Below are 25,245 nucleotides of genomic sequence, written 5' to 3'. Positions count from 1 at the left end.
GCGGCACACCGGTGCGAGCCGGCCCCCGTGGACCGTGGCCTTCGGGCCCTCGTGGACCGTGGCCTTCCGTGCGGCACGCCGCCGTTCACCGCATGACGGCGAGGACGAGGGACGCGGCGGCCAGCGCCAGATAGCCGCCGGGCCCGGCGAGGGTGCCGTACGCGCGGACACGGATGTGTGCGAGGACCGCGCCGACGAAGAACAGGACGAGCCCTGTCGCGGCGGCGACGCCGATGACCGGCACACCCATGAGCCCGAGGAGGAGACCGGCGGCGCCCGCCGCCTTGAGCGAGGCGAGCCACGGGAGCCAGGTCGGCGGAATGTCCACGGCGGCCGAGTTGGCGAGGACGAACCCGGCCCGCGCGAAGTCCGCGACGGCGATGGCCGCGTTGGCCAGGACGGTGATGACGGTGATGATCGCGTACGCGGTGAACATGTGCCTCGCCCTCCGGTCGGGCCCTGTCCAGTCCGGCGAATCCGGGCCGCTCGCCCCGACAAGCCTCCCCCGAGCCCTTGAGGGCCGTCCAATACCTGCGTATATAACCTGTGGGCATGGATGTCGACCCCCGGCTGCTGCGCTGCTTCGTCGCCGTGGCGGAGGAGGGCTCCCTCACCCGCGCCGCGGAGCGACTGTTCGTGTCCCAGCCGGCGCTCACCAAACAGATCAAGCGGCTGGAGACCCAGCTCGGTGTGCGTCTGTTCACGAGGTCCCGGACCGGCATGACCCTCACGGAGCCGGGCCGGACCCTGGCGGACCGGGCGCCCGCCCTGCTCGGGGAGTGGGACCGGATGCTGCGGGAGACACGGGGCGTTGCGAGCCGGGCGGCCCGCTCGCTGCGCGTCGGCTTCCTGGCCAGTGCCGCCAACGAGGCGACCCCGCGCATCATCGCGGAGTTCACCCGGCGTCGTCCGGGCTGGCGGGTGGACATGCGGCAGGCCGCCTGGTCGAACCCCAGCGCCGGGCTCGCCGACGGGGACGTCGAAGTCGCCCTGCTGCGGCTGCCCTTCCCCGGCCAGGAATCCCTGCGGACGGCGGTGCTGTTCAGCGAGCCTCGCTGGGTGGCCCTCCCCGAGGGTCACCCTCTCGCCGCGCACCGCCTGATCCCGTTCCGGGGCCTGTGGGACGAGCCGTTCGTGGCCGCCCCGCCCGAATCGGGCTGGTGGCGGGACCACTGGCTCGCCACCGGGGAACGCGACGGCCACCCGGTCCGCATCGGCGCTGTCACCGACCAGCCGGACGACTGGCTCAGCGCCATCGCCAACGGCTACGGCGTCGCCCTCGCCCCCGCGTCCGCCGCCCGCTTCTACGCCCGGCCCGGCATCGTCTACCGTCCCGTCAGCGGCGTCGGCCCCAGCCAGGTCGGCGTCGCCTGGGCCTCCGCCGACGACGGCGATCCCGTGGTCCAGGACTTCGTCCGCTGCTGCCTGGACACGCCGTGGCCGGAGGAGAACGCCTGATCGCACCATCGGCCCGCCAGGGGACGCCCGTGCGGGCCGGATAGGGCAGGCCGCTGAACGGCGGCCGGCCGGCCGCTTCGGCGACCGAAGCGGGCGGCCGGGGCACAGGCCCTAACCGGTCGCCTTCGCCACCGCCCGCACCAGCGCCTGCGCCCTCGGGTCCGCCGTCACGCCCTTGCGCATGCCGTTCGTGACGTACGCCATCGCCACGCCCGACTCCGGGTCGGCGAACGCCAGGGAGCCGCCGCGGCCCGGGTGGCCGAAGGAGCCGGGGGCCAGCAGCGGCGACGCCGGGCCGTGCAGCATGTAGCCGAGGCCGAAGCGGGTGCCGACCACCAGGACGCGGTCGGGGCCCGCCGACTCCTCGGTGCGGGCCATCGCCAGCGTCGCCGGGGCGAACAGCCGGTGACCGTCCACGGGGCCGAGCAGCGCCGCGTAGAACCGGGCCAGGGCGCGGGCCGTCGCGATGCCCCCCGAGCCGGGCAGGCCCGCCGCCCGGTACTCGGGGGCGTTCTCGTCGGGCGCCGGGTCGATCACGGCGAACGCCCGCCGCGTCAGCGACCCCGCGTCCCGGTACGCGTCGGCCACGGCCCGCTTCGGGCGCAGCACCAGACCGCCCGACGCCGACGCGGGCGGCTCCTCCAGGCGGCCGATCCGCCCGACGCGGTGGGACTCCTCGTCCGGGAGGCCCAGCCACAGGTCGAGGCCGAGCGGCCGGGCGATCTCCTCCGCGACCCACCGACCGATGGGCCGGCCGGTGACGCGCCGCACCAGGGCGGCCAGCAGCCAGCTGTACGTGTGCGCGTGGTAGCCGTGGACCGTGCCGGGCTCCCACACGGGCGCCTGGGCCGCCAGCGCCGCCGCGGCACGCTCGAAGCCGCCCGCCGCGTCCAGCGCCTCGCCGGGCGTGAGCGGCGCGTCCAGCACCGGTACGCCCGCGCGGTGCGCCAGCAGGTGCCGTACGAGCGTCCGCTCCTTGCCCGCCGCCTTGAACTCGGGCCAGTACGTGCCGACCGGGGCGTCCAGGTCGAGCTGCCCGCGCTGGTGCAGCAGCAGCGGCACCGCCGCCGCGACGCCCTTCGTCACGGACCGCACCACCTGCGCGGTGTCCACCGCCCACGGGGCCGTGCCGTCCACGTCACGCGTACCGGCCCACAGGTCCACCACCTTGCGGCCGTCCCGGTACACGGCGACGGCCGCGCCCCGCTCCCCGCGCTGCTCGAAGTTGCGCGTGAACGCGTCCTTCACCGGCTCGAAACCAGTCTCCACGGTGCCCTGGACGTCCACTGCGCACGCACTCTCTCTCGGGTTCGGGGTCGCTCGCTCACCCCATGGTGCAACGGCTCAGCGAACGCCCGGATTCCGGGGCGGCCGCGCGGCCGGGTCGAAGCCGAACGGCAGCTCGAGGCGGTGCTCCCGCATCAGCTCCTCGTCCGCGAGCAGCTCACCGGTCGGGGCGTCCGCCGCGATGACGCCCTCGCTGAGGATCACCGAGCGCGGGCACAGCTCAAGCGCGTACGGCAGGTCGTGCGTGACCATCAGGACGGTCACGTCCAACGACCGCAGGACGTCGGCCAGTTCGCGACGGGACGCCGGGTCCAGGTTGGACGACGGCTCGTCCAGTACGAGGATCTCCGGCTCCATCGCGAGGACCGTCGCGACGGCGACGCGCCGCCGCTGCCCGAACGACAGGTGGTGCGGCGGCCGGTCCGCGTACGCCGCCATGCCGACCCGCTCCAGGGCCCGCGTCACGACGGCGTCCAGTTCGGCGCCGCGCAGCCCGGCCGCCGCCGGGCCGAACGCCACGTCCTCCCGTACGGTCGGCATGAACAGCTGGTCGTCGGGGTCCTGGAAGACGATGCCCACGCGGCGGCGGATCTCCGCCAGGTTCGCGGGCTCGACCGGCAGGCCCGCCACGGCGACCGTGCCCGCACCGGCGGTGAGGATGCCGTTCAGGTGGAGGACGAGGGTGGTCTTCCCCGCGCCGTTCGGACCGAGCAGCGCGACCCGCTCGCCGCGCTCCACGGTCAGGTCCACGCCGAACAGCGCCTGGTGCCCGTCCGGGTACGCGTAGGCGAGGCCCCGCACGTCGAGCGACGGCACGAAGGACGGCGAGGGGGAGGCGGGCGGCGTCGGTGTCGTCATGGCGTCCATCCCGGGCGGTGTCGTCATAGCGTCCATCCCAGCAGACACACCGCGAGCGCCGACACGGGGAGGGCCGCCGCCCGCCGCCACTGCGCGCCCGTCGCCGTGACCTGGTCGATCACCGGCATCGTCCCCGTGTAGCCACGGCTCACCATGGCCAGGTGGACGCGTTCGCCACGCTCGTACGACCGGATGAACAGGGCGCCCGCCGACTTGGCGAGGACGCCCCAGTGCCGTACACCCCGCGCCTCGAACCCGCGCGAGCGGCGGGCGACGGACATGCGGCGCATCTCGTCGGTGATGACGTCCCCGTACCGGATCATGAAGGAGGCGATCTGGACGAGCATCGGCGGCAGCCTCAGCCGCTGGAGGCCGAGCAGCAGCTCCCGCAGCTCCGTCGTCGCGGCCAGCAGCACGGACGCGGCGACCCCGAGCGTGCCCTTGGCCAGCACGTTCCACGCGTCCCACAGGCCGGGCACGGAGACCGTCACACCGAGGACGGTGACCGGCTCGCCCGGCACGACGAACGGCATCAGGAACGCGAACGCGACGAACGGGACCTCGATGACGAGCCGCTTCAGCAGGTACGGCGCCGGGACGCGGGCCGTGTACGCCACCGCCGCGAGCAGCAGCGCGTACGCGCCGAACGCCCACATCGCCTCGCGGGGCGTGGACACGACGACCAGGACGAAGCCGAGGACGGCGAGGAGCTTGGTGTGCGCGGGCAGGGCGTGCACGGGCGAGTGCCCGTGCCGGTAGAGCTTGTGCGCGTGACCTGCGCCCACGTCAGAGTGCTTCCTTCGACCGCGGGGAGGGCTGTGCCGACTGCTGTACGGGGGCGCCGGGGGTACGGCGTCGGCGCGTCGCCCAGAACACGCCCGTACCGAGCGCGAGCGTCGCGCCGACGCCGATGGTGCCCGCCAGCCCCCCGGACAGGCGGGCGTCGGTGAGGTCCTTGACGCCGTAGTCGGCGAGCGGGGAGTCCGCCGTGGCGTGCTCCTGGACCTTGCTGTCGATGCCGTGGTCGGCGGCGACCTTCTCCAGGCCGTCGGGGTTCGCGGAGGCGTAGAACGACACGAACCCGGCGAGGAGGACGGACGCGGCGAGCCCGGCGGCCCACACCTTCCGCGTGCCGACGGCGGCCGGGGCGGGCCGCGCGGCGGGCGCGGCGTCGACCAGTTCGCCGCCCACCCGCAGCTTCAGCGGCGCGGTGAGGCCGCGCGCGCCGTACACGAGGTCGGGCCGTACGGCGATGACCGCACCGACCGTCGCCATGGTGATGGCGGCCTCGCCGATCCCGATCAGCGTGTGCACGCCGAGCATCGCGGCGAGGACCTTGCCGACGGGCACGTCGGTGGTGCCGCCGACCGCGTAGATCAGCGTGAACGCCGCCGCCGACGCCGGTACGGAGACGAGCGCCGCGACGAACGTGGCGGCGGTCACCGAGCGGCGGGTGCGCGGCAGGACCTTCACGAGGGCGCGGAACAGGCCGTACGCGACGAGGACCGTGACACCGCCCATGACGGTGATGTTGACGCCGAGCGCGGTGAGCCCGCCGTCGGCGAACAGCACGCCCTGCATCAGCAGCACGACGGCGATGCAGAGCATGCCCGTCCAGGGGCCGACGAGTATCGCGGCGAGCGCCCCGCCCAGCAGATGGCCGCTGGTGCCCGCGGCGACGGGGAAGTTCAGCATCTGGACGGCGAAGATGAACGCGGCGACGAGTCCCGCCAGCGGCGCCGTCCGCTCGCCGCCCAGCTCCCGGCGCGCGCCGCGCAGGCCCGCCGCGACGGCGCCCGCGGCGACGAGACCGGCCGCCGCGGACACGGGCGCGTTGATGAATCCGTCGGGCACATGCATGGGTAGGGACCGCTTTCGGCTTTCGCAGGACGCTTCCGTGGTGTTCCGGTTTCCGTCGGTCTTCCCGGCTGCCGTCGGTGTTCTGGTTCGTCGATATCCGGCCGTTCGATGATGACCGCTCCTGCAAACAACTTGCAAGAGCGGGCTCGTCACAGAAAGCGATTGCCGGGTGGAGGGATGGCCCGGCGATCCGGGGGTACCCGTCGGCCTTCAGTTGACGGCGAGTGTGAGGAGCCCGCGATGTGCCCCGCCGACGCACACCCCGAGGAGGCCCGGCCTGCCGGGGAAGACGAGCCGCGTCCGGTGGAGGTGCGGGCGCGGGGCCTGGTCGTGACCGACGGCCCGCTGTCCCGGCCGGTGCCGGTGGCGCTGCGGTACGGGCCGGACGTGGCGCCGGGGTGCGTGCGGTTCGTGCTGCCGGGCGGCAGCTGGACGTTCCCGCGCACGCTCCTGGAGACCGGGCTGCGGGCGCCGGCGCACGACGGTGACGTGGACGTGTGGCCGTGCGGGCGGGTGCAGACGGTGGTCGAGTTCCACTCGCCGGAGGGCACGGCGGTGGTGGTGCAGTTCGACTCGTCGGCGCTGCGGAACTTCCTGCGGCGTACGTACGCCACCACGGCCACCCCCGTGACCCACTGACCCTGGCGGGTCACCCAGGCCCAGCCCCCTGGACCGCGCCCACCTGCTGGGCGGTCACCCCAGGCCCAGCCCCCTGGACCGCGCCCACCTGCTGGGCGGTCACCCCAGGCCCAGCCCCCTGGACCGCGCCCACCTGCTGGGCGGTCACCCCAGGCCCAGCCCCCTGGACCGCGCCCACCTGCTGGGCGGTCACCCCAGGCCCAGCCCCCCCCCCTGGACGGCGCCCCCTGCCGCCCGGCCGTCCCGGGCCCTTGCGCCCGAGGCCCGTGTCCGGCGCCCTCCTGCGTGGGCGGTCACCCCAGGCCCTGCCCTCTGAGCGGCGCCCCCTGCCGCGCGACACCCCACGGCCGCGCCCCTGGACGGGCACCTCTGCCCCCTCCTGGACGGTGCCCGCCTACCGGGCGGCCAGCGCGGACCCCAGCGCCCGAGCCCCTGGCTTGCCCCGGCCCGGGGCGAACTGCCCTGCCCTGCGGGCGGTTCCGCTGTGGGCAGCTGGTCCGCCAGGGGCGGAACGGGTGGCCACAGCGGACCTGTAGGGCGCCCCCGTCCAGCGCCTCACGTACAGGTGGGCACCCTCCCCGGCGGGGCACCCGTTGTGCCCACCGGTTCCGCCCTGCGGAACGATTGCCCACATCTGTGCGTGCACCGCCCGGCAGGGCCACGGAGGCATGCCCCGGGCGACCGCCCGGCAGGGCGCCCGCCCACGGCGGCGGCGCAGGGCGGCGTGGCCCGCGGCAAGTAGGCGGAAGCACCCCGCGCCGGAACGGAGAACGCCCCGCCGTGGGGGCGGGGCGTTCTCGGCGGTGCGGGTCCCGGGCCCGGCCGGGCGGTGCCGTTTCCGGCGGTGCGGGTCCCCCCGGGCCCGGCCGGGGTGCCTCCGGGGTGCGGGCTCCAGGGGCGGGCGGCCACGGGGCCCCGGCCCGGGGGTCAGCTCGGCCGTGCGGGCTGCGGGCACAGGGCCCGGCGCCGTCCGGGGTGCGGCCCCCAGGAGCCGGGTGGGGCGCCGCTGAGGTGCGGGGCCCTCCGGGGTGCGGGGCCTCGGAGTGCGGGCCCCGCGGGCGTCAGGCTCGTACGAGTTCGCGCTCCGGCTCGTCCGGGCGCCCGCCCTCGGCCAGCTCCTTGCGCAGGCTCTCGCCCTCGACGTCCACGTTGGGCAGGACGCGGTCCAGCCAGCGCGGCAGCCACCACGCCTTGTGGCCCAGCAGGGCGAGGACGGCCGGGACGATGGCCATGCGGACGACGAACGCGTCGAACAGGACCGCCGCCGCGAGACCGAAGCCGATCATCTTGACCATCTGCTCGCTCGCCCCGATGAACCCCGCGAACACGGCGATCATGATGACCGCGGCGGCGGTCACGACGCGTGCGCCGTGGCGGAAGCCGGTGACGATGGCCTCGCCGGGCCGCTCCCCGTGGACGTACGCCTCGCGCATCCGGGTCACGAGGAACACCTCGTAGTCCATGGCCAGGCCGAACACGACCCCCACCATGAAGATCGGCATCATGCTCATGATCGGGCCGGTCTGCTCCACGCCGAAGACCGATCCGAGCCAGCCCCACTGGAAGACGGCGACGACGGCGCCGAGCGCGGCGACCACCGACAGCAGGAAGCCGAGGGCGGCCTTGAGCGGCACGAGCACGGACCGGAAGACGACCATCAGCAGCAGGAAGGCGAGGCCGACCACGAGCGCCAGGTAGGGCAGCAGCGCGTCGTTCATCTTCTGCGAGAAGTCGATGTTCATCGCGGTCTGGCCGGTGACGAGGACGTCGTCGCCGGTCCTGTCGCGGATGTCGTGGACGAGGTCCTCGGTGGCCGTGGACGACGGGCGGTCCTTCGGCACGACGGTGATGATGGCCGTGTCGCCGGCCTTGTTCGGCGTGGGCGGGACGACCGCGGCGACCCCGTCGAGGCCCTTGATCGTGTCGGCGGCCTTGCCCGCGGCGGCCTGGTCGCCGTCCACGACGACCATCAGCGGGCCGTTGAAGCCGGGGCCGAACCCGTCGGACAGCAGGTCGTACGCGCGGCGCTGGGTGGTGGAGGTCGGCTGGGCGCCGTCGTCCGGGAGGCCCATCTCCAGCGACGCGGCCGGTACGGCGAGCGCGCCGAGGCCGACGACACCGACGAGCAGCACGGTGACCGGGCGGCGCAGGACGAACCGGGCCCAGCGGGTACCGGCGTTCGCCTTCTCCTCGTCGGCCCCGTCCTCGCTCCTGTCCACGACGGCCCCGCCGTCGGCGAGCTCCTTGCGGGCCTTGCGGCCGAGGATGCGCCTGCCCGCGTAGCCGAGCAGCGCCGGTATGAAGGTGAGCGCGATCAGTACGGCGATGGCGACCGTGCCGGCGGCGGCGACGCCCATCTTCGTCAGCATCGGGATGTTGACGACGGCGAGGCCGACCAGGGCGATGACGACGGTCAGACCGGCGAAGACGACGGCCGAGCCCGCCGTGCCGACGGCGCGTCCCGCGGCGTCCTCGGGCTCGCGGCCCTCGGCCAGCTCGGCGCGGTAGCGGGAGACGATGAACAGGGCGTAGTCGATGCCGACGGCGAGGCCGATCATCGTGGCGAGGGTGCCGGTGGTGGAGCCGAGGTCCAGCGCGCTCGCGAGGGCGGTGATCGACGAGACGCCGATGCCGACGCCGATGATCGCGGTGAGCAGCGGCAGCCCGGCCGCGACGAGCGAGCCGAAGGTGATGACGAGGACGATCCCCGCGACGACCACGCCGATGATCTCGCCGGTGCCGGTCTCGGGCATCGCCTGGAGCGCGTCGCCGCCGATCTCGACGGTCAGTCCGCCGTCGCGCGCCTCCTCACCCGTCTCCGTCAGCGCGTCGCGCGTCGCGTCGGTCAGCTCCATGCCGTTGGCCTTGTACGTCACATGGATGTACGCGGTGCCGCCGTCACGCGAGACGGCCTGCGCGGCGTACGGGTCGGTGACGCCTGCGACCTGGTCGGAACCGGCGCGCAGGTCGGCGACGGCCTTGTCCACGCGCGCCTTGTTGGCCGGGTCGGTCATCTTCTGCCCGTCGGGCGCCTTGAAGACGACCCGCGCGGTGGCGCCGTCGGCACTGCCGCCGGGGAATCGTTTCTCCAGCAGGTCGAAGGCCTTCTGGGCCTCCGTACCGGGCATGGAGAAGGAGCTGGAGGTGGCTGCGGGCGCGGACGCGGCGCCCACTCCGGCGAGCGCCAGCAGCGCGACCCACAGCAGGGTCACGAGATGGCGCCGCCGGAAGGCGAACCGGCCGAGTTTGTAGAGGAACGTGGCCACTGGGGCGTACTCCCGAGGTGAGTGGACAGGGCAGGACGGTGCGGGGAGTCGGCCCGACAGCGTGAGCGGTACGTGTCAGGTACTGGGGTCCGGGCGGCGGCGCGATCCGGCTGGGGACTGCCGGGGGCCGGCCGGCCCGGTGGGCCCGGGGGTCCGCCCCTCACGGGACGGGGTCCGGTGGGCCCGGTGGGCCCGGGGCCGCGCCCCTCACGGGACGGGGTCCGGTGGGCCCGGTGGGCCCGGGGCCGCGCCCCTCACGGGACGGGGTCCGGTGGGCCCGGTGGGCCCGGGGCCGCGCCCCTCACGGGACGGGGTCCGGTGGGCCCGGTGGGCCCGGGGCCGCGCCCCTCACGGGGCGGGGTCCGGTGGGCCCGGGGGTCCGCCCCTCACGGGACGGGGTCCGGTCAGGGGGCGCCGAGGGCGGGGAGCACGACGGCGTCCACGTAGGAGGAGAGGTACGCCTGGTCGACCGGCTGGTCCTCGATGAGGGGCCGGGCGACGAAGGCGCCGATCATCATGTGCGGGACCAGGCCGAGCGCCGGGTTGTCGGCGGCGACCTCGCCCCGCTCCACGGCCCGGCGCAGCACCTGGTCGAGCCCGGTCATCTCCGGTTCGATCAGCAGCTCGCGCAGCGCCTGGTGCAGTTCCTGGTTCTCGCTGACCGCGTGGGCGAGGCCCCGCATCATCGCGGAGTCCTTGGCCATGCGGCAGTCGTCGGTGCGCCCGATCATCTCGTGGAAGTCGCCCCGGAGCGTTCCGGTGTCGATCTCCGCGAGCTCGACGGGCTTGTGGTGCCGCAGCGACTGCGCGACCAGCTCGGGCTTGCTCCCCCACTGGCGGTAGAGGGTGGCCTTGCTGGAGCGCGTGCGGGCGGCGATGGCGTCCATGGTGAGGCCGTCGTACCCGACCTCGCCGAGGAGGTCGATGACGGTCTCGTACAGCTCGGACTCGCGTTCCGGGGTGAGTCTGCTGCGGGCCATGTGCGTATCCATCCGAACGAAACGGTTTCGTACACCAGAAGGGTAGGACAGGGCGGCAGCGAAACGAAACCGTTTCGTACGTGGTCTGGGTCACGGCCCTCGCCTGGCCGACCGGTGCGCGGCGCGGACCCGGGCCGCGGGACCGGCGCGGGGCCGGCCCGGTGCGTGTCCGCCCCGGCGCGGGACCGGCCCCGGAGCGAGGCCGGGAACATCTGACCGATACGCCGGTCGAGTTGCCGCGTCCGGCGCACGCGGAAAGCATGAAAGCGTGAGCAGTGACGGCGCGTACCTCCGGTATCCCCACGTCCACGACGATCTGCTGTGCTTCGCGGCGGAGGACGATCTGTGGATCGCCCCGCTCGTCGCCGACGGCGAGTCCCCCGGCCGTGCCTGGCGGCTCACCGTGGACCGTACGAGAGTCGGGCACCCGCGTTTCTCCCCGGCCGGGCGGCACATCGCGTACACGAGCTGGCGCAGCCTCGACCCGGAGATCCATCTCGTACCGGTCGAGGGCGGCCCGGCGCGGCGCCTGTCGTACTGGGGGTCGCTGGACACGCGGGTCTGCGGCTGGGACCCGGACGGCAACATCCTGGCGGTGGCGTCGCACGGGCAGCCGTTCTCGCACTTCTCGTGGGCGTACAAGGTGTCCGTGGACGGCAGCCCCGGCCGTCGGCTGCCCTGGGGGCCGTGCGCCGACATCCAGGTCGCCGACGTGGACGGGGAGCACCGGACGCTGCTGCTGACGGGCAAGCCGCCGCACGAGCCCGCCGCGTGGAAGCGGTACCGGGGCGGGGCGACCGGGCGGCTGTGGCTGCACGGCGAGCGGCTGCTGCCGGACCTGGGCGGGCACCTGGACTGCGCGATGTTCGTGGGCGGCAGGATCGCGTTCCTGTCCGACCACGAGGGCGTCGGGAACCTGTACTCGTGCCTGCCGGACGGCTCCGACCTGCGGCGCCACACCGACCATGACGCGTTCTACGCCCGGCACGCCTCGTCCGACGGGCGCCGGGTCGTCTACCAGTGCGCGGGCGACCTGTGGATGGTGGACGCGCTGACGCCGGACGCGCGCCCCCGGAAGCTGGCGGTACGGCTCGGGGGGCCGCGCGCGGGGCGGCGCACGTACCAGGTGCCGGCCGCGCGGCACATCCAGTCGGTGGCCGTGGACGAGACCGGGCGGGCGAGCGCGGTGTGCGTGCGGGGCAGCCTGTACTGGCTCACGCACCGGGACGGCCCGGCGCGGTCGATCGCGGACACGCCGGGCGTGCGGGTGCGCCTGCCGGAGACGCTGGACGGGGGCCGGGTCGCGTACGTGACGGACGCGGAGGGCGAGGACGCGGTGGAGATCGCGTACCTGCCGCGCGCCAGCGGCCAGCGCCCGCCGCGCCGCCTGGCCGCCGGGCGGCTGGGCCGCGTACTGGAGATGGTGTCCGACCCGGACGGCGAGCGGCTGGCCATCGCGTCGCACGACGGGCGGCTGCTGCTGCTGGACGCGTCGGAGGAGGCCGTCGAGGCGGCGGGCGAACCGGCCGACGACACCGAGCCGAGGGGGGGCAGGCTGCGGAGGCTGACGCTGCCGGACGCGGACGCGGAGGCCACCGGTACGGGCGCCGAGGCCACGGGCGCGGCACCGGAGGCGGGAGTTACGGCAGAGGCGGAGGGTACGACGGAAGCGGCGCCGACCGGCTCCGTGTCCGAGGCCGGTTCCGGTGCCGAGCCCGGGTCAGGGCCAGGGGCCGGTTCCGGTGCCGATGCCGGTGCCGGTGCCGGTGCCACGGACATCGTGGACCCGCCGGCCACCCCCGAGCCGCTCGGCGCGGAAACCCCTCCCCCGGCGGAATCCCCCGCCCCGGACACCGCCCAACCGTCCGGAGGGGGCGCGGTGGCCGACGACGGCCTGGTCACGGAGCTGATCCGCTCCGACAACGGCCCGGTGCGCGACCTGGCCTTCTCGCCCGACGGGCAGTGGCTCACCTGGTCGCACCCGTTCATCGGCCGGTCGCTGCGCCAGATCAAGATGGCCCGCATCAAGGACCGCCTGGTCGTGGACGTGACGAACGGCCGGTTCGAGGACGAGAGCCCGGTGTTCACACGGGACGGCCGGTATCTGGCGTTCCTGTCGTGGCGCGGCTTCGACCCGGTGTACGACGTGCACACCGGGGACCTGTCGTTCCCGCTGGGCTGCCGCCCCTACCTCGTACCGCTGGCCTCCACGACACCGTCGCCGTTCGCGCTGTCGCCGGAGGGGCGGCCCGCGGCGGGCGGCCTGGACCTGGGCGACGACGAGCGGGCGGGCGACGGGACGGTGCTGGTGGAGGTGGAGGGCCTGGAGAGCCGGGTGACGCCGTTCCCGGTGGCGGCGTCGAAGTACTCGTCGCTGCACCCGGTCAGCGGCGGCGGTCTGGTGTGGCTGCGGTGGCCGATCTCGGGGGCCCTGGGCGAGACGTTCGTGAACCCGTCGGACCCGTCGGAGCGGCCCACGCTGGAACACTTCAACCTCACGAAGGCCCGCAAGTCGGAGCTGGTCGCGCACCTGGACTGGTTCGCGGTGAGCGGTGACGGGACGCGGCTGGTCGTCGTGGACGAGGGCGAGCTGCGGGCGGTCCCGGCGAACGAGATGGGCGACGTGGACACGACGGTGTACGTGGACGCGCGGCGCATCCAGCACGAGGTGGACCCGGGCGCGGAGTGGCGGCAGGCGTACGACGAGGCGGGTCGCATCACGCGTGCGTACTTCTGGGAACCGGGCATGGCGGGCATCGACTGGGACGGGGTGCTGGACCAGTACCGGCCGCTGGTCGAACGGGTCGCGTCGCCGGACGAGTTCGCGGACCTGCTGCGGGAGGTGCTGGGCGAGCTGGGCACGTCCCACGCGTACGTGACGCCCGCGCGGCGCAACGAGGGCCCGCCGCACTACCAGCGGGCGATGGGCCTGCTGGGCGCCAACCTCGTGTGCCGGGACGGGAAGTGGGTCGTCAAGCGCATCCTGCCGGGTGACTCGTCGGACTCCAAGGCGCGTTCGCCGCTGGCGGGTACGGGCATCCGGGAGTGTGCGGTGCTGACGCACGTGGACGGGCGGCCGGTGGACCCGGTGACGGGGCCGTACCCGCTGCTGGCGGCGGCGGGCGGTACGACGGTGGAGCTGACGTTCGCGCCGGGCAACGGGGAGGCGGGGCGGCCGAGGCGGGTCGCGGTGGTGCCGCTGATCGACGAGCGGCCGCTGCGGTACCAGGACTGGGTGGCCAAGCGCCGTGAGGTCGTACGGGAGCTGAGCGACGGGCGGTGCGGGTACCTGCACATCCCGGACATGGGCGGCTCGGGGTGGGCGCAGTTCAACCGGGACCTGCGCCTTGAGGTGTCGCGCCCGGCGCTGATCGTGGACGTGCGGGGCAACGCGGGCGGGCACATCAGCGAGCTGGTGGTGGAGAAGCTGACGCGCCGCATCCTGGGCTGGGACCTGACGCGGAACGCGCAGCCCGTGTCGTACGCGTCGAACTCGCCGCGCGGCCCGGTGGTGGCGCTGGCGGACGAGGCCACGTCGTCGGACGGCGACATGATCACGGCGGTGTTCAAGCTCCAGGGCCTGGGGCCGGTCGTGGGCCAGCGCACGTGGGGCGGCGTGGTCGGCATGACGGGCCGCCACCGGCTGGGCGACGGCACGGTGATCACGGTGCCGATGAACGCGGCGTGGTTCGAGGCGTACGGCTGGGGCGTGGAGAACCACGGCGTGGAACCGGACATCGAGATCGAGCGCACCCCGCTGGACTGGGCGGAGGGCCGCCACCGCCAGCTGGCGGACGCGGTGGACCTGGCGCTGGGGCTCCTGAAGAAGACCCCGCCGTCCAGCCCCCCGGACTACTCCGCCACCCCCGACCTCGCCCGCCCGCCCCTGCCCCCGAGGCCGTGAGTGGGGTTCAGTCACCCCTCGCCCGGCACCGGGGGCAGGCGCAGGGCGGCCAGACGGATGTGTGGAGGGGCGGGAGCCTGTCGCGGCTGTGGACGACCGTCCGCTCACCCCAGGTGCGCCCGCCGTCCCGCGAGACCCGCAGGGTGAGGAGGGGACGCTGGGCGAACTCCCTGCCCATCGCCACGGCGGCGGCGTGGGCCAGCCGCAGGGCGTCCTCGGCCTCCTCGGGCCTGTTGTCCCGCACGGCGGCAGCCGACAGGCGCAGCAACAGCCATCCCCAGGCGACCAGTTCGTCCGGCGTCGCTCGTGACAGGCGCGGCTCCGTCTCGTCGGCCCACCGTGCGGCCAGCTCGCGGGCCTCCCCCAGCCTGCCCTGGCGCAGGAGGAGCCAGCACGTCGTGCTGACGGTGGAGGCCCCTTGCAGCCGGTCCGCCGATCCGTCGAGCGCGATCCCAAGGGCCCACTCGGCGGCCTCGAACTGGCGGGTCTGCGTCAGGAGCCATCCGGTGAGCTGCAAGAGGCGTACGAGGAGCGGGTGCCCCTCCGGGTCGAGCCGGGCCAGGACGGCGGTGTCGCGCAGCAGGGCGGGCAGGACGGCGCGCAACTCCGCGAACCGGTCGCCGGAGAAGAGGAGTACGGCGGCGTCGAGTGCCGCGCTCAGGCCCTGCGCGGTGGGCGGTTCGTCGAGGTCGGTCATGTCGGCGGCCGGTGCGGTGAGGGCCTTCCTGACGGGCTCCCACGCGTCGAGTACGGCCGTGGTCGCGCCTTCCTCGGCCGGCTCCACCACGAGTGACGAGGTGGGCACCCGAAGCGTCGCGGCGAGGCGCCGCACGGTCTCCAGGCGCGCGTCGCGCCGTTCGCCCTGCTCCAGCTTCCGGATGAGCGACACGGAGACCCCGGACTCGCGCGCGAGCCCCGACTGCGTCAGCCCGCGCCGCTTCCGCACGTCCCTGAGCCGGTTACCCAAGTTGGCAGGCATGAGGCCGAGCGTACGCGCGGGAGGAGGCCGCCACAGGATCCCCGGCGCCTATGAGCACCCGTAGGGGGTAGTCGATCCGGCCAGAGCTGTCTCGGTCTGCCGACTGAGAAGACGTCCGTCGGGGAAGGACGCGTGCGACGAAGCCGACAGCTCGATCCCGCAGGGGCATCGCGGTGAAGGGGGCGGGCGAGACGCTTTAGGCGGACGGGGGCTGTGCCCGTGGGTGAGCCTCGACAGGGCATGAGCTCCGCAGCCGACGTGGACGGGCGGCGGACGGTCGGCGAGGCGTGTGCCTCCGTCGGGCTGCGCGGTGGGGACGCCGAGCCCGTGCGGCTTGCGGAGAACGGGACATGGCGACTACCCGGTCAGTGCGTGGCCGTCCGTGTGGGAAGGGGCGGGCGGCTCGCTGGCATGAAGCGCGAGGTGTGGGTGGCGCGCTGGCTGGAGGGCCAGGGCGTGCCCGTCGTACGGCCGCTCGATGTGGACCAGCCCGTCGAACTGCGCGGCCGTCCCGTGACGTTCTGGGAGGAGTTGCCCCCTCACCAGCACGGCAGCGCTGAGGACGTGGCGGTGCTGCTGCGGCGGCTGCACGGGCTTCCCGCACCGGCCTCGGGCCTCGGTGCCCTGGACCCGTTCACCGGGATCGCCGCGCGGATCGGCGCGGCGACCACGCTCAGCCCGGACGACCGGGCCTGGCTCCGGGGTCTGCACCGGGAGTTGGCCGGCGCGTGGCGCGAGCGTCCGGCCGGACTGCCCGCGTGCGCCGTGCACGGCGACGCGTGGCCGGGCAACTTTGTCCGGACGGAAGGCGGGCAGCGCCTTGTGCTGGACTTGGAACGGTTCTCCGTCGGCCCACCCGAGTGGGACCTGACTTCCACGGCGGTGCGGCATCGGACCACCGGGGCGGTCACCTCGGCGGAGTACCGCGGTTTCTGCGACGCGTACGGCTTTGACGTGACCGAGTGGCCGGGCTACGGGACGCTCGCCCGCATCCGGGAGCTGCGCATGGTGACGTACGCGGCACGGCACGCGGGCAGCAACCCCGCCTGTGCCGGGGAGGCACGGCACCGAGTCGCCTGCCTGCGGGGCCACTTCGGGCCGCGTCCCTGGAGGTGGCGGGGCATCCTGTGACCCGCACCCCGCCTCACCCGCCCGCGCGGTCACCGCCCATGAGGGCCATGCACGCCCGCACCCGGGCGCCCCGCCTGGCCGGGGGGCCGGGCGGGGCGTCGGGGAAGGGGAGGGCGGGGCGTCAGGCCTCGTCCATCGTGCCCTGCCTGTCGCTCATCGGCATGTCCTCGCGGTCGCGCTGGGACTCGCCCCGCTGCTTCTTGCCCTTGCGCTGCTGCATGCGCTGCTGCGCCTCGTCCTTCATGCCCTGAGCGCGCTCCTTGCCCTGCTGCTGAAGCTGCTCGGCCTTGTCCTTGAACTGGTCAGAGATGCCCATAGCGGGTGTCACTCCTACACGGGGAGGGGGAACGCGGAGCCGTGAGCGGCCCCGCGCCGACCAGCCTGGCACGAGCGGGCATACCGCGCATTTCGATCAGTCACGCTCCGCACGCGCCCGCTCGTCGGCGGCTCCGCCCGCCCCCACGAGGCCCCGGGCCACGCCCGCGAGACGGGGCTCGAAGCGCCGCATCTCCCGCTGGCCCACCGCCGCGATGAGCGACGGCAGATAGCCCCGTACGGACTGCATCCCGCGCAGCCACCACTGGGCGTACACGTGCGCCGAGCGCCGCTCGATGCCCTGCACCAGCCGGTCCACGGCCGGGCCCAGCGGGTACGTGCGGTTGGACGGCCACGGCAGGCGCTGCCGCAACTCCCGCATCACCTCGTCCTGGTCGGCGCCGCGCACCATGTCGGTGTCCGTCCACGACAGGTAGCCGACCCCGACCCGCACGCCCCGGTGCGCGACCTCCGCGCGCAGGCTGTGCGCGAACGCCTCCACGCCCGACTTGGACGCGCAGTACGCCGTCATCATCGGCGCGGGCGTGATCGCGGCGAGCGACGCGATCTGGAGGAAGTACCCGCGGCTCTCCGTCAGTACGGGCATGAACGCCCGCCCGGTCACGGCGCCGCCGATGAGGTTGACCTCGATGACGCGCCGCCACGCCACCGGGTCGGAGTCCGCGAACGGACCGCCCGTCGCGACACCGGCGTTGGCGACGACGACGTCCACCTTGCCGAAGCGCTCCTTCACCTCGGCCGCGACGCGCGCCATCGCCTCGTGGTCGGTGACGTCCGCGTGCCACCAGTCGCTGTCGGTGTGCAGCCGCTCCGCGACCCGCTTCAGCTCGTCCGGCTCCAGGCCCACCAGCGCGATCCTCGCGCCGCGCGCGGAGAGCTTGCGCGCCAGCAGCTCGCCGACACCGCGCGCGCCGCCCGTGACGACGGCGACCTGCCCTTCGAGGCTGACCCTGCTCATACGGCTTCCTCTTCCGTCGTCTCGGGGGTGGGGGTGGTGTCGGTACGGGGGCCGTCCGCGCCGCGCAGGTACGCCGCGGTCAGTTCGCGCAGCCGGGAGGTCACCGCCTCGGGCGCCTCCACGGGCGTCATGTGCCCGACGCCCGGCAGGACGTCGAGGCCCACGCAGCGCGGCAGGGCGTCGGCCAGCGCGCGGGCGTGGACCGGCGGGGTGAGCCGGTCGGCGGTGCCCGCGACGACCACGGCCGGCACGTCCAGCTCCCGTACGCCCGCCTCCAGGTCGAGCCCGGCCAGCACCTGCGACCAGGCGACCCGCACGGCGCGCGGGCAGGCGTGCACGATGCGGGCGCACTCGGCGACCCGCTCGGGCGCCGAACCCGGGCCCATCGTGGCGTACTTGAGGATCGCCTTCGACACGGGCGTGACGGGCCCGAGCGGGGCGCGGGCGCCGAGGATCGCGCCGGTGATCCGGGTCCGCAGGGCGCCCGCGCGCAGCGGCACGACGAGCGCCTCGGGGACCAGCCGGGACGGCCCGGTGCTGCACAGGAGGACGGCGGCGGCGTGGGCGCGCAGGGCGGGGCGCCCCGCGGCTGCCATCAGGGTCATGCCGCCCATGGAGTGCCCGGCCAGCACGGCCTTCTCGCCTGGCGCGAGCGTCGCGGTGAGCACCGCCTCCAGGTCGTCGGCGAGCGCCCGGGTGCTGTAGCCGGAAGGTCCGGCGGCGGGCGGGGTCGCGCCGTGGCCGCGCTGGTCGTAGACGACGACCCGGTGGTCGGTGGCGAGGTCCCGCACCTGGGCGGCCCAGAAGTCGGTGGAGCAGGTCCAGCCGTGGGCCAGGACGACGGCGGGCGCGTCCTCGGGGCCGTACTCCTCGACGTGCAGGGACTGGCCGTCGGTGGAGACGGCGGTCAGGGCGCGGGGCGTGGCCGCCGCGTACGGGGTGGGGTTCACGCCGTCGCCTCCTCACGGCCGCGCGGGGCGGCCTTGCCGGTTCCCGCGGCCCCGGCGGGTGCCCGGACCACCTCGTACTCCCCGAGGTCCACGGTCCGTGTCGCGCGCCGGAACTCGGACGTGGTGCCCGGCCACAGGGTCGTGTTGCGCCCGTTGGCGTCGAGGTACCAGCTGTCGCAGCCGCCGGACTTCCACACCGTGCGCTCCATCCGCGCCTGGACGCGCCGGTTCCACGCGGCGACGGCGGAGGGGCGCGGGGCGAGGGCGCGGCCCTCGCCGAGGAGGCCGAGCTGGCGGACGAAGTCGGCCATGTAGTTCAGCTGCGACTCGATCATGAGGATCATCGAGGAGTTCCCGAGCCCGGTGTTGGGGCCGATGACCGTCATGAAGTTGGGGAACCCGGCGGCGGTCGCGCCGCGCAGCGCCTCCATGCCGTCCTTCCACGCCTCGGCGAGGGTGATCCCCTCGGCGCCGACGACGCGCTCGGCGATCGGCATGTCGGTGACGTGGAAGCCCGTACCGAAGATGATCACGTCGACCTCGGCCTCGGTGCCGTCCGCGCCGACGACGGTCCGGCCGCGCACCTCGGTCAGCCCGGCGGCGACGACGTCCACGTTGGGGCGGGCGACGGCCGGGTAGTAGTCGTTGGACAGCAGGATGCGCTTGCAGCCGATCCGGTACGACGGGGTCAGCTTGGCGCGCAGGGCGGGGTCCTTGACGGCGCGGTGCATGTTCGCCTTGGCGAGCGCCTCGACGAGCGACAGTACTTCGGGCCGCTTGGTGAACGCGCCGACCTGGAGCTCGCGGATGCCCCACAGGATGCCCCGGCGGGCCTTGCCGGTGAACGGCAGCTGCCGGTGGAGCCAGCGCTCGGGCGCGGTGACGGCCCGGTCGACGCGGGGCATCACCCACGGCGGGGTGCGCTGGAAGAGGGTGAGGCGGCCGACCTTCGGCTGGATGGCGGGGACGATCTGGATGGCGGACGCGCCGGTGCCGATCATCGCGACGCGCTTGCCGGTCAGGTCGTGGTCGTGGTCCCAGCGGGCGGAGTGGAAGACCTTGCCGCCCGCCTCGCGGAAGCCGTCGAGGCCGGGCACGTCCGGGATCTTCGGGTCGGAGAGCGGACCGGTCGCGGAGACGACCATGTCGGCGGTGAGGGTGCCGCGCGAGGTCTCGACCTCCCAGCGCAGCGCGTCCGGGTCCCAGCGCGTCATCAGCACCTCGTGCCCGAGGCGCAGATGGGGGCGGAGCCCGAAGGTGTCGGTGACCCGCTCCAGGTACGCGCGGATGTGCGGTTGCCCGGAGAAGGTGCGGGGCCAGTCGGGGTTGGGCGCGAACGAGAACGAGTACAGGTGCGACGGGACGTCGCAGGCGCAGCCGGGGTAGCTGTTGTCGCGCCAGGTGCCCCCCACCGAGCCGGACCGCTCCAGGACGACGAAGTCGGTGATGCCCTCGCGGCGCAGCCGGACGGCGGCACCGAGGCCGCCGAATCCGGAACCGATCACCGCCACTCGTACGTGTTCGCGCGCGTGGTCGCTCATGCCGCCTCCCAAGACTCTGCCAGCAATTACTGGCACTGTTGGGAGGGTAGGGCAGCTCCCTACTGAGCGGTAGAGGTCGGGACGAGGAAGTTACCCCTGGTACGACATAGGCTTGCGGGCGTGGCGAACGAGGGTGAGGACCGTGAGTACCGCATGGAGGAGCTGGCCGAGGCGGCCGGCATCACCCCCAGGACGCTCCGCTTCTACCGCGAGCGCGGGCTGATCCCGCCGCCGCGCCGCGAGGGCCGCATCGCCTGGTACGGCCCCCACCACCTGGCGCGGCTGCGGACGATCGCCGCGCTGCTGGAGCGCGGCCACACCCTGAACGGCATCGCGGACCTGGCCGCCGCGTTCGAGAGCGGCCGTGACGTGGGCGAGGTGCTGGGGCTCGGCGAGCCGACGGAGGAGGAGCCCGTACGGCTCACGCCGGAGCAGCTGGCCGACCACTTCGGCGACCAGGTCACCGCCGAGAACTTCGCCACCGCGCTGGACCTGGGCTACCTCGCGATGGACGGCCAGCACATCGTGCACGTGAGCCGGCGGCTGCTGGACGTGTCGTCGGCGCTGGTACGGGAGGGGGTGCCGCTGGCGGCGGTGCTGGGTGCGGCGCGGGACGTGCGCACCCACGCGGACGCGCTGGCGAGGCTGTTCACGGACCTGCTGCGCGAGCACGCCCGCGACGAGGACGTGAAACGGCTGCGGCCGCTCGCCAAGAGCGTGGTGGACGCGGAGCTGTCGCTCGCCCTGGACCGGCGGCTGAGGGAACTGAGCGGCGGCTGAGGGCTGTTCGCCGGTACGGGGGCGGGTGCGGCGGCGGTGCGTGTGCCCGTACGGACGGGGCCCCTCACGCCAGCAGCAGGACCATCAGGCCGGTCGCGAACGCGAGGACCAGCACCGCGTAGAGGTTGACCTTCCACTTCGGGGCCGCGTACTCCTCGCCGCGCCGCCGCCTCTCCGCGTACGTGCGGACCTCGGGCCTGAGGGCGGCCAGCAGGAGGGCCAGGGAGAGCATCGAGACGCTGTACATGACCAGGGCCTCCACCTCCGCGTGGCCCCGCCCTGCGCTGAAGCCGAGGACGGAGAGCGCGCCGATGACGGGCACGGCCAGCGAGAACACCGCGCCCTTCACGCTCCTGAGGCAGAAGTAGAACGCCGCCGGGACCAGCGCTGACACGGCGAGCGCCACGATCCACCACTGCCCGGCCGTCAGCCCCTCGGCGATCACGCCGTCCTCCCCCTGCCCTCCGTACCGTGCCCGGGTGGGCGGCACCCGCGAGGCGCCGCCCACCCGTCTCTCACCACTGGCCGGACCGCCGCCCGGTCAGCTCCAGTTCAGCCATCCGATGGCCGCCGTCGCGGTGTCCTCCAGGAAGCCGGACACCTTCGTGCCGACCTCGTCGGCGATGCCGCTCAGCCCCTCGACCCGCTTGGACGCCCAGCTCAGCGCGCGCCCCTTACCGAAGAACAGCGCGCTCACCGCGAAAGTTCCCAGCGACTTGTTGAAGTCGGCGCTGCCCCAGCCCGCCGAGAACCCGGTGGCGATGACGTTCACGCCGCCGGCCAGCACGGAGATGCCGCCCGCGATGACCGACACGCCGCCGAGGAACGCCGCGACGGGCTGGCCGCCCGGGATCATCGCGGCGATCAGCGCCGCGCCACCGGCGGCGGCCGAGATCGTCCCGGCCACGGTGCTGATGCGGCCGGACCACGTCGTCCACTGGTCGGCGGTCAGCCCGAGGAACTCGGCGTCCTCCTTGGCCTTGTTCTTGTCGCTGTCGGGCGTGTCGGCCGGGTTGGTGCCGTTCTGCTGGTTCTCCCGGGCCTTGCGCGCCGCCTCGGCCGCCGCCGCGGCGATCTCCTGCTGCCGCTTCTGCTGCGCGATGCGGTGCGCGTCGCTCGCCGCCGCCGCGGCGGCCCGCGCGTCCTGGCCCGCCTGCGTCGCCGCGGCGCGGGCCTGCGCCGCGGACTGCGCCGCCGAGTGGGCCGACGCCTGCGCCTGGCCCGCGGAGGCGTACGCCTGGTTCGCGGAGTAGTTCGCGGTCCGGGCGGCGGTACGGGCGACGGCCGCCGCCTCCTTCGCCTGGGTCGCGGACGCCGCGGCCTTGGCGGCCCACGCGTCGGCGGCGGCGGCGTTGTCCCGGGCCTCCGTGGCGGCGGCCGCCGCGGCGTCGGCGTAACCCTTCGCCTTGGCCGCCCAGTTGGACGCCTCGGTGGCGGCCTTGCGGGCCTCCGCCGCCGCCTTGAGGGCGTACGCGGCGTCCTCCAGCGCCTTCTGCGCGACGCGGGCGGCGTGGGCGATGGAGGCCCGGATCGCCGCGACATGGGCCTCGGCGTCCTGGTCGAGGCGGGCCACGTTGTACTGGTCGTGCGCGACGAACGAGCGCCGCATCAGGGCGGAGCCCTCCAGCACGACCTGTGCCGCGGACTTCAGGTAGGCGCCGCCCGTGTTGAGGATGCGGAAGATCTCGACGTTGTCGTCTTCCTTGACCGCCTCGGCGTACTCCGTGCTCAGGAAGCGGAACAGCGCCTCGGGGCTGCCGTCGTCGAGCGCGGCCTGGGCCTTGGCCTTGACCGCCGGGCCGGGGTCCTGGCTCAGGATCTTGAAGATGGTGACCCGGTTCTCGGTGGCCGCCGCCTCCGTCATGCCCTGCGCGAGGAAGCGGCTCGCCGCGCCGGTGTCCTGGCTCTCCAGGGCGCTCTGCGCGGCCGCCGCGACGTCCGGGGCGGCGACCTGGGCGACGGCGAGAACGGTCTCCCGGTCGTCCTGCTGCTGCGCGGCGAGCCGGTCGGCGTCGATCCAGTTGAGGATCTCGTAGTCGCCGCCCGCGAGGGCGAACTCGGCCGCCTCGCGGGTCCAGGTGCCGTGGCTGTCCAGGAGCATGACGGCCGCCTTGCGGCCCAGCTCCACGGCCCGGGCGTCGTCCCCGGCGGCCAGGGCGCTCTGGGCCTGCTCGACGAGGGCGGTGATCTCCTGCGAGGTCTGCTCGCTCTGGGTGCGCTGCCGGGAGAGCCGCTCCAGGGCCGCCTTCTCCTGCGCGGCCTTGAGCCGGGCCGCGACGATGCCGATCTCGGTGTCCTGCTGGATCCGTTCGGCCTCGGCCGCGCGGGCCGCCGCCTCGACCTCCTGCGCCTTCTTGACCGCGTCGGCGGCGGTGGTGGCCGCCTGGTAGGCCGCGTCGGCGTACGCGGTGGACCGCTTGGCGTACTCGATGGCCTGCCCGGCGTACCGCGCGGCTTCCTCGGCCGCCGCGGCCGCCTTGTCGGCGTGGTCGGCGGCGGAGTTGGCCGCCCGGTGCGCCTCGGCCGCCGCGGCGGCGGAAGCGCCCGCGAGGCGCTGGGACAGGGCGGCGGCGCTGCTGGCGCGGGCGGCCTGCGCGTTGGCCTCGGCGGCCGCCTCGCGGGCCCGGCGCGCCTGGTCGGTGGCGGCACCGGCGGCCGCGGCGGCGTCGGCGGAGGCGTTGGCGGCCGCGGCGGCGTTGCCCGCGGCGGACGCGGCCGCGGCACCGGCGGCGGACGCCTGCGAGGAGGCGAGGGACGCCTGCTGGGCGGCGGCCGCGGCGGTACGGGCCTTGGCGGCGGCGTTGCGGGCGCCTTCGGCGGCCTGGCGCGCGGCGGACGCCTTGCTGGCGTCGGCGGACGCGGCGATGGCCGCGTGGTAGGCGCGGGACGCGGCCCGGCCCGCCTGCGCGGCGGCCGCGGCGGCGGCCTGCGCGGCCCGCGCTGCCCGCTGCGAGGCGGACTGGGCGGCCCGGGAGGCGCTGATCGCGGTCTGTGCCGCGCTGGCGGCGCCGCGCGCGGCGTCGGCGGCCTTGTCGGCGGCCTTCGCCGACTTGCGGACGTCGTTCTGCGCGGCCTGCGCCTCGGCGGCGGCCGTGAGGGCGGCCTCCTTCGCCTTGGCCGCTGCCTCCTTGGCCTGGTTGGAGGCGGCGACGGCCTTGTCCGTCTTGAGCTTGGCCTGCTTGCCCTCGCGCTCCACGATCGCCACGAGCTGCTCGATCGTGGCGGTTTCCTCGTCACGGGCGCGGGCGATGTGCTGGCCGGTGGTGAGGAACCAGTGGATGGCCTTCGGGGACCCGTCGGCGAGCGCCCGTTCGGCGTACTTCTTCACCTCGGGGGACGCGGAGGCGAGGACGCTGAAGATCTCGACCCGCTCGTCCTCGTCCTGGGCGGTGAACCGCGTCTCGTTGAGGAACGTCTCCAGTGCCTCGCGGGTGTCCGTCGTCAGAGCGGCGGAGGCCTCCCGGCGTACGGCCCTGCCGCCGCTGTTCATGACGCGGAAGACCTCGACCCGCAGATCGGTCTTGAGCGGCGTCCGGAAGCCGTCCTTCAGGTACGCGGCGATCGCCTCGTCACCGGCGGCCAGTGCCTCCTGCCCGGCCGCCTGGACGGACCTGCCGGCCCAGGCGAGGCCCTGGAACACGGCGAAACGGTTGTCCTCGGCCTGGGCGGCGGCGAGCCCGCCGTTCAGGAAGGCCGTGATCTGGGCCGCGCCCCCGGCCAGCGCCTCGGCGGCGGCCTGGCGTACGGCACGGCCGCCGGTGCGGTAGGCCCACACGGCCCGCGCCCGCTCGGTGGCCGGAAGCCGGTCGGGTATGCCGCTGGTGTCCGTCGCGTACGCGGGTGCGGCGGCGAGGGTGAGCACGCCGGGCAGCGCGGGGGCGGCGGTCATGGCGGTCAGCGTGGTGAGGAGGCGTCGTCTGCTCCACAGGGTGGGTGGCATGACCTTTCCTTTCGTTACGGAGACGAGGGATTCGGCAAGCACGACGGCGATGCGGCACGGGCGTGGGGCGGCGGGCGCCGGGCGCGGCAGAGGCGGGATCGGGTGCGCCGCGGGGGCTGTACGGGAGAGGGCGGCCGGGCGCAAGTGCCGGACGTCGGCAGCACGTTGGAGTGCGACTCCGCAACCGCCCACCAGAGGACAGGGGCCGTCCGCCGACGCAACGCGTCCAACTGTGGTTGCTCGTAGCCCCGTTGGCGCAGCGACGGCCGACCGGGGCGCACCCGTCAACAGCAAGAACGGCTAAGCGGCAGCCCCACATGTACGCCCTCCCCCCTGGCGGCGACACGGAGTTGACGGCGGATCAGGTCGGTGTGGCGC

19 protein-coding genes are annotated in these 25,245 nt (G+C 74.7%); 5 read left to right on the top strand and 14 right to left on the bottom strand.

Going from position 1 to position 25,245, the window contains the following annotated elements:
- Positions 1-85 precede the first annotated feature (85 nt).
- Positions 86-436: a DoxX family protein gene (locus tag J116_RS16755; protein WP_023588228.1), complete on the bottom strand. Its 351-nt coding sequence runs from the start codon at positions 434-436 to the stop codon at positions 86-88.
- A 116-nt stretch (positions 437-552) separates the two neighbouring features.
- On the opposite strand from J116_RS16755, the gene J116_RS16750 reads away from it, so the two are divergent.
- Positions 553-1,458 (top strand): LysR family transcriptional regulator, encoded by a 906-nt coding sequence (locus J116_RS16750; RefSeq protein WP_028964151.1) that lies wholly within the window; start codon positions 553-555, stop codon positions 1,456-1,458.
- Positions 1,459-1,569: 111 nt separating this feature from the next.
- Here the strand turns inward: J116_RS16750 and J116_RS16745 are convergent, their stop codons facing one another.
- The 4 genes from J116_RS16745 to J116_RS16730 are packed head-to-tail and all read right to left on the bottom strand — an operon-like array spanning position 1,570 to position 5,463.
- Positions 1,570-2,745 carry a serine hydrolase domain-containing protein gene (locus tag J116_RS16745; protein ID WP_023588226.1) on the bottom strand — a complete coding sequence of 392 codons (1,176 nt, stop codon included), beginning with the start codon at positions 2,743-2,745 and terminating at the stop codon, positions 1,570-1,572.
- Between the two features lie 57 nt (positions 2,746-2,802).
- On the bottom strand, positions 2,803-3,603 hold the full coding sequence (locus J116_RS16740; RefSeq protein WP_028964150.1) for an energy-coupling factor ABC transporter ATP-binding protein: 801 nt from the start codon (positions 3,601-3,603) through the stop codon (positions 2,803-2,805).
- Between the two features lie 23 nt (positions 3,604-3,626).
- Positions 3,627-4,388 carry a cobalt ECF transporter T component CbiQ gene (gene cbiQ / locus J116_RS16735; protein ID WP_023588224.1) on the bottom strand — a complete coding sequence of 254 codons (762 nt, stop codon included), beginning with the start codon at positions 4,386-4,388 and terminating at the stop codon, positions 3,627-3,629.
- Between the two features lies 1 nt (position 4,389).
- Positions 4,390-5,463 carry an energy-coupling factor ABC transporter permease gene (locus J116_RS16730; RefSeq protein WP_023588223.1) on the bottom strand — a complete coding sequence of 358 codons (1,074 nt, stop codon included), beginning with the start codon at positions 5,461-5,463 and terminating at the stop codon, positions 4,390-4,392.
- Positions 5,464-5,703: 240 nt separating this feature from the next.
- Here J116_RS16730 and J116_RS16725 point away from each other — a divergent pair, with 240 nt between their 5' ends.
- The gene (locus tag J116_RS16725; RefSeq protein ID WP_023588222.1) at positions 5,704-6,102 is read left to right on the top strand and encodes an SsgA family sporulation/cell division regulator; all 399 of its coding nucleotides are present in this window, start codon (positions 5,704-5,706) and stop codon (positions 6,100-6,102) included.
- Between the two features lie 1,061 nt (positions 6,103-7,163).
- Here the strand turns inward: J116_RS16725 and J116_RS16715 are convergent.
- A complete protein-coding gene (locus J116_RS16715; protein ID WP_023588220.1) occupies positions 7,164-9,368 on the bottom strand; it encodes an MMPL family transporter in 2,205 nt (734 codons plus the stop codon).
- Positions 9,369-9,772: 404 nt separating this feature from the next.
- Positions 9,773-10,348, bottom strand: a complete 576-nt coding sequence (locus tag J116_RS16710; RefSeq protein WP_023588219.1) for a TetR/AcrR family transcriptional regulator — start codon at positions 10,346-10,348, stop codon at positions 9,773-9,775.
- Between the two features lie 268 nt (positions 10,349-10,616).
- Between J116_RS16710 and J116_RS16705 the strand changes: the two genes are divergently transcribed.
- Complete coding sequence (locus J116_RS16705) at positions 10,617-14,252, top strand: S41 family peptidase (RefSeq protein ID WP_023588218.1); 3,636 nt, start codon at positions 10,617-10,619, stop codon at positions 14,250-14,252.
- A 7-nt stretch (positions 14,253-14,259) separates the two neighbouring features.
- On the opposite strand, the gene J116_RS16700 is transcribed toward J116_RS16705, so the two are convergent.
- Positions 14,260-15,231, bottom strand: coding sequence for a transcriptional regulator (locus J116_RS16700; RefSeq protein ID WP_079147756.1), 972 nt, complete (start codon positions 15,229-15,231; stop codon positions 14,260-14,262).
- A gap of 240 nt (positions 15,232-15,471) precedes the next feature.
- Here J116_RS16700 and J116_RS16695 point away from each other — a divergent pair, with 240 nt between their 5' ends.
- Entirely contained in the window at positions 15,472-16,362 is an 891-nt protein-coding gene (locus J116_RS16695; RefSeq protein WP_023588217.1) for an aminoglycoside phosphotransferase family protein, read from the top strand.
- Positions 16,363-16,483: 121 nt separating this feature from the next.
- Here the strand turns inward: J116_RS16695 and J116_RS16690 are convergent, their stop codons facing one another.
- The 4 genes from J116_RS16690 to J116_RS16675 all read right to left on the bottom strand — a co-directional run bounded on the left by J116_RS16690 (position 16,484) and on the right by J116_RS16675 (position 20,147).
- Positions 16,484-16,678 (bottom strand): hypothetical protein, encoded by a 195-nt coding sequence (locus J116_RS16690; RefSeq protein ID WP_023588216.1) that lies wholly within the window; start codon positions 16,676-16,678, stop codon positions 16,484-16,486.
- A 96-nt stretch (positions 16,679-16,774) separates the two neighbouring features.
- Positions 16,775-17,656: an SDR family oxidoreductase gene (locus J116_RS16685; RefSeq protein WP_023588215.1), complete on the bottom strand. Its 882-nt coding sequence runs from the start codon at positions 17,654-17,656 to the stop codon at positions 16,775-16,777.
- A complete protein-coding gene (locus J116_RS16680) occupies positions 17,653-18,606 on the bottom strand; it encodes an alpha/beta fold hydrolase (protein ID WP_023588214.1) in 954 nt (317 codons plus the stop codon). Before J116_RS16680 ends, J116_RS16685 begins: the two co-directional genes overlap by 4 nt.
- Positions 18,603-20,147 carry a flavin-containing monooxygenase gene (locus J116_RS16675; RefSeq protein ID WP_023588213.1) on the bottom strand — a complete coding sequence of 515 codons (1,545 nt, stop codon included), beginning with the start codon at positions 20,145-20,147 and terminating at the stop codon, positions 18,603-18,605. Before J116_RS16675 ends, J116_RS16680 begins: the two co-directional genes overlap by 4 nt.
- A 153-nt stretch (positions 20,148-20,300) precedes the next feature.
- Here J116_RS16675 and J116_RS16670 point away from each other — a divergent pair, with 153 nt between their 5' ends.
- Positions 20,301-20,927 carry a MerR family transcriptional regulator gene (locus J116_RS16670; protein ID WP_037947821.1) on the top strand — a complete coding sequence of 209 codons (627 nt, stop codon included), beginning with the start codon at positions 20,301-20,303 and terminating at the stop codon, positions 20,925-20,927.
- 64 nt (positions 20,928-20,991) lie between these two features.
- Here the strand turns inward: J116_RS16670 and J116_RS16665 are convergent, their stop codons facing one another.
- Together J116_RS16665 and J116_RS16660 are read right to left on the bottom strand one after the other, a co-directional pair.
- Positions 20,992-21,372, bottom strand: a complete 381-nt coding sequence (locus J116_RS16665) for a hypothetical protein (protein WP_139140494.1) — start codon at positions 21,370-21,372, stop codon at positions 20,992-20,994.
- Positions 21,373-21,468: 96 nt separating this feature from the next.
- The gene (locus J116_RS16660; protein WP_023588210.1) at positions 21,469-24,867 is read right to left on the bottom strand and encodes an ALF repeat-containing protein; all 3,399 of its coding nucleotides are present in this window, start codon (positions 24,865-24,867) and stop codon (positions 21,469-21,471) included.
- Positions 24,868-25,245 lie beyond the last annotated feature (378 nt).

Source organism: Streptomyces thermolilacinus SPC6, from assembly GCF_000478605.2.
GTDB lineage: Bacteria > Actinomycetota > Actinomycetes > Streptomycetales > Streptomycetaceae > Streptomyces > Streptomyces thermolilacinus.
This window is presented reverse-complemented; position numbering and strand designations above follow the sequence as displayed.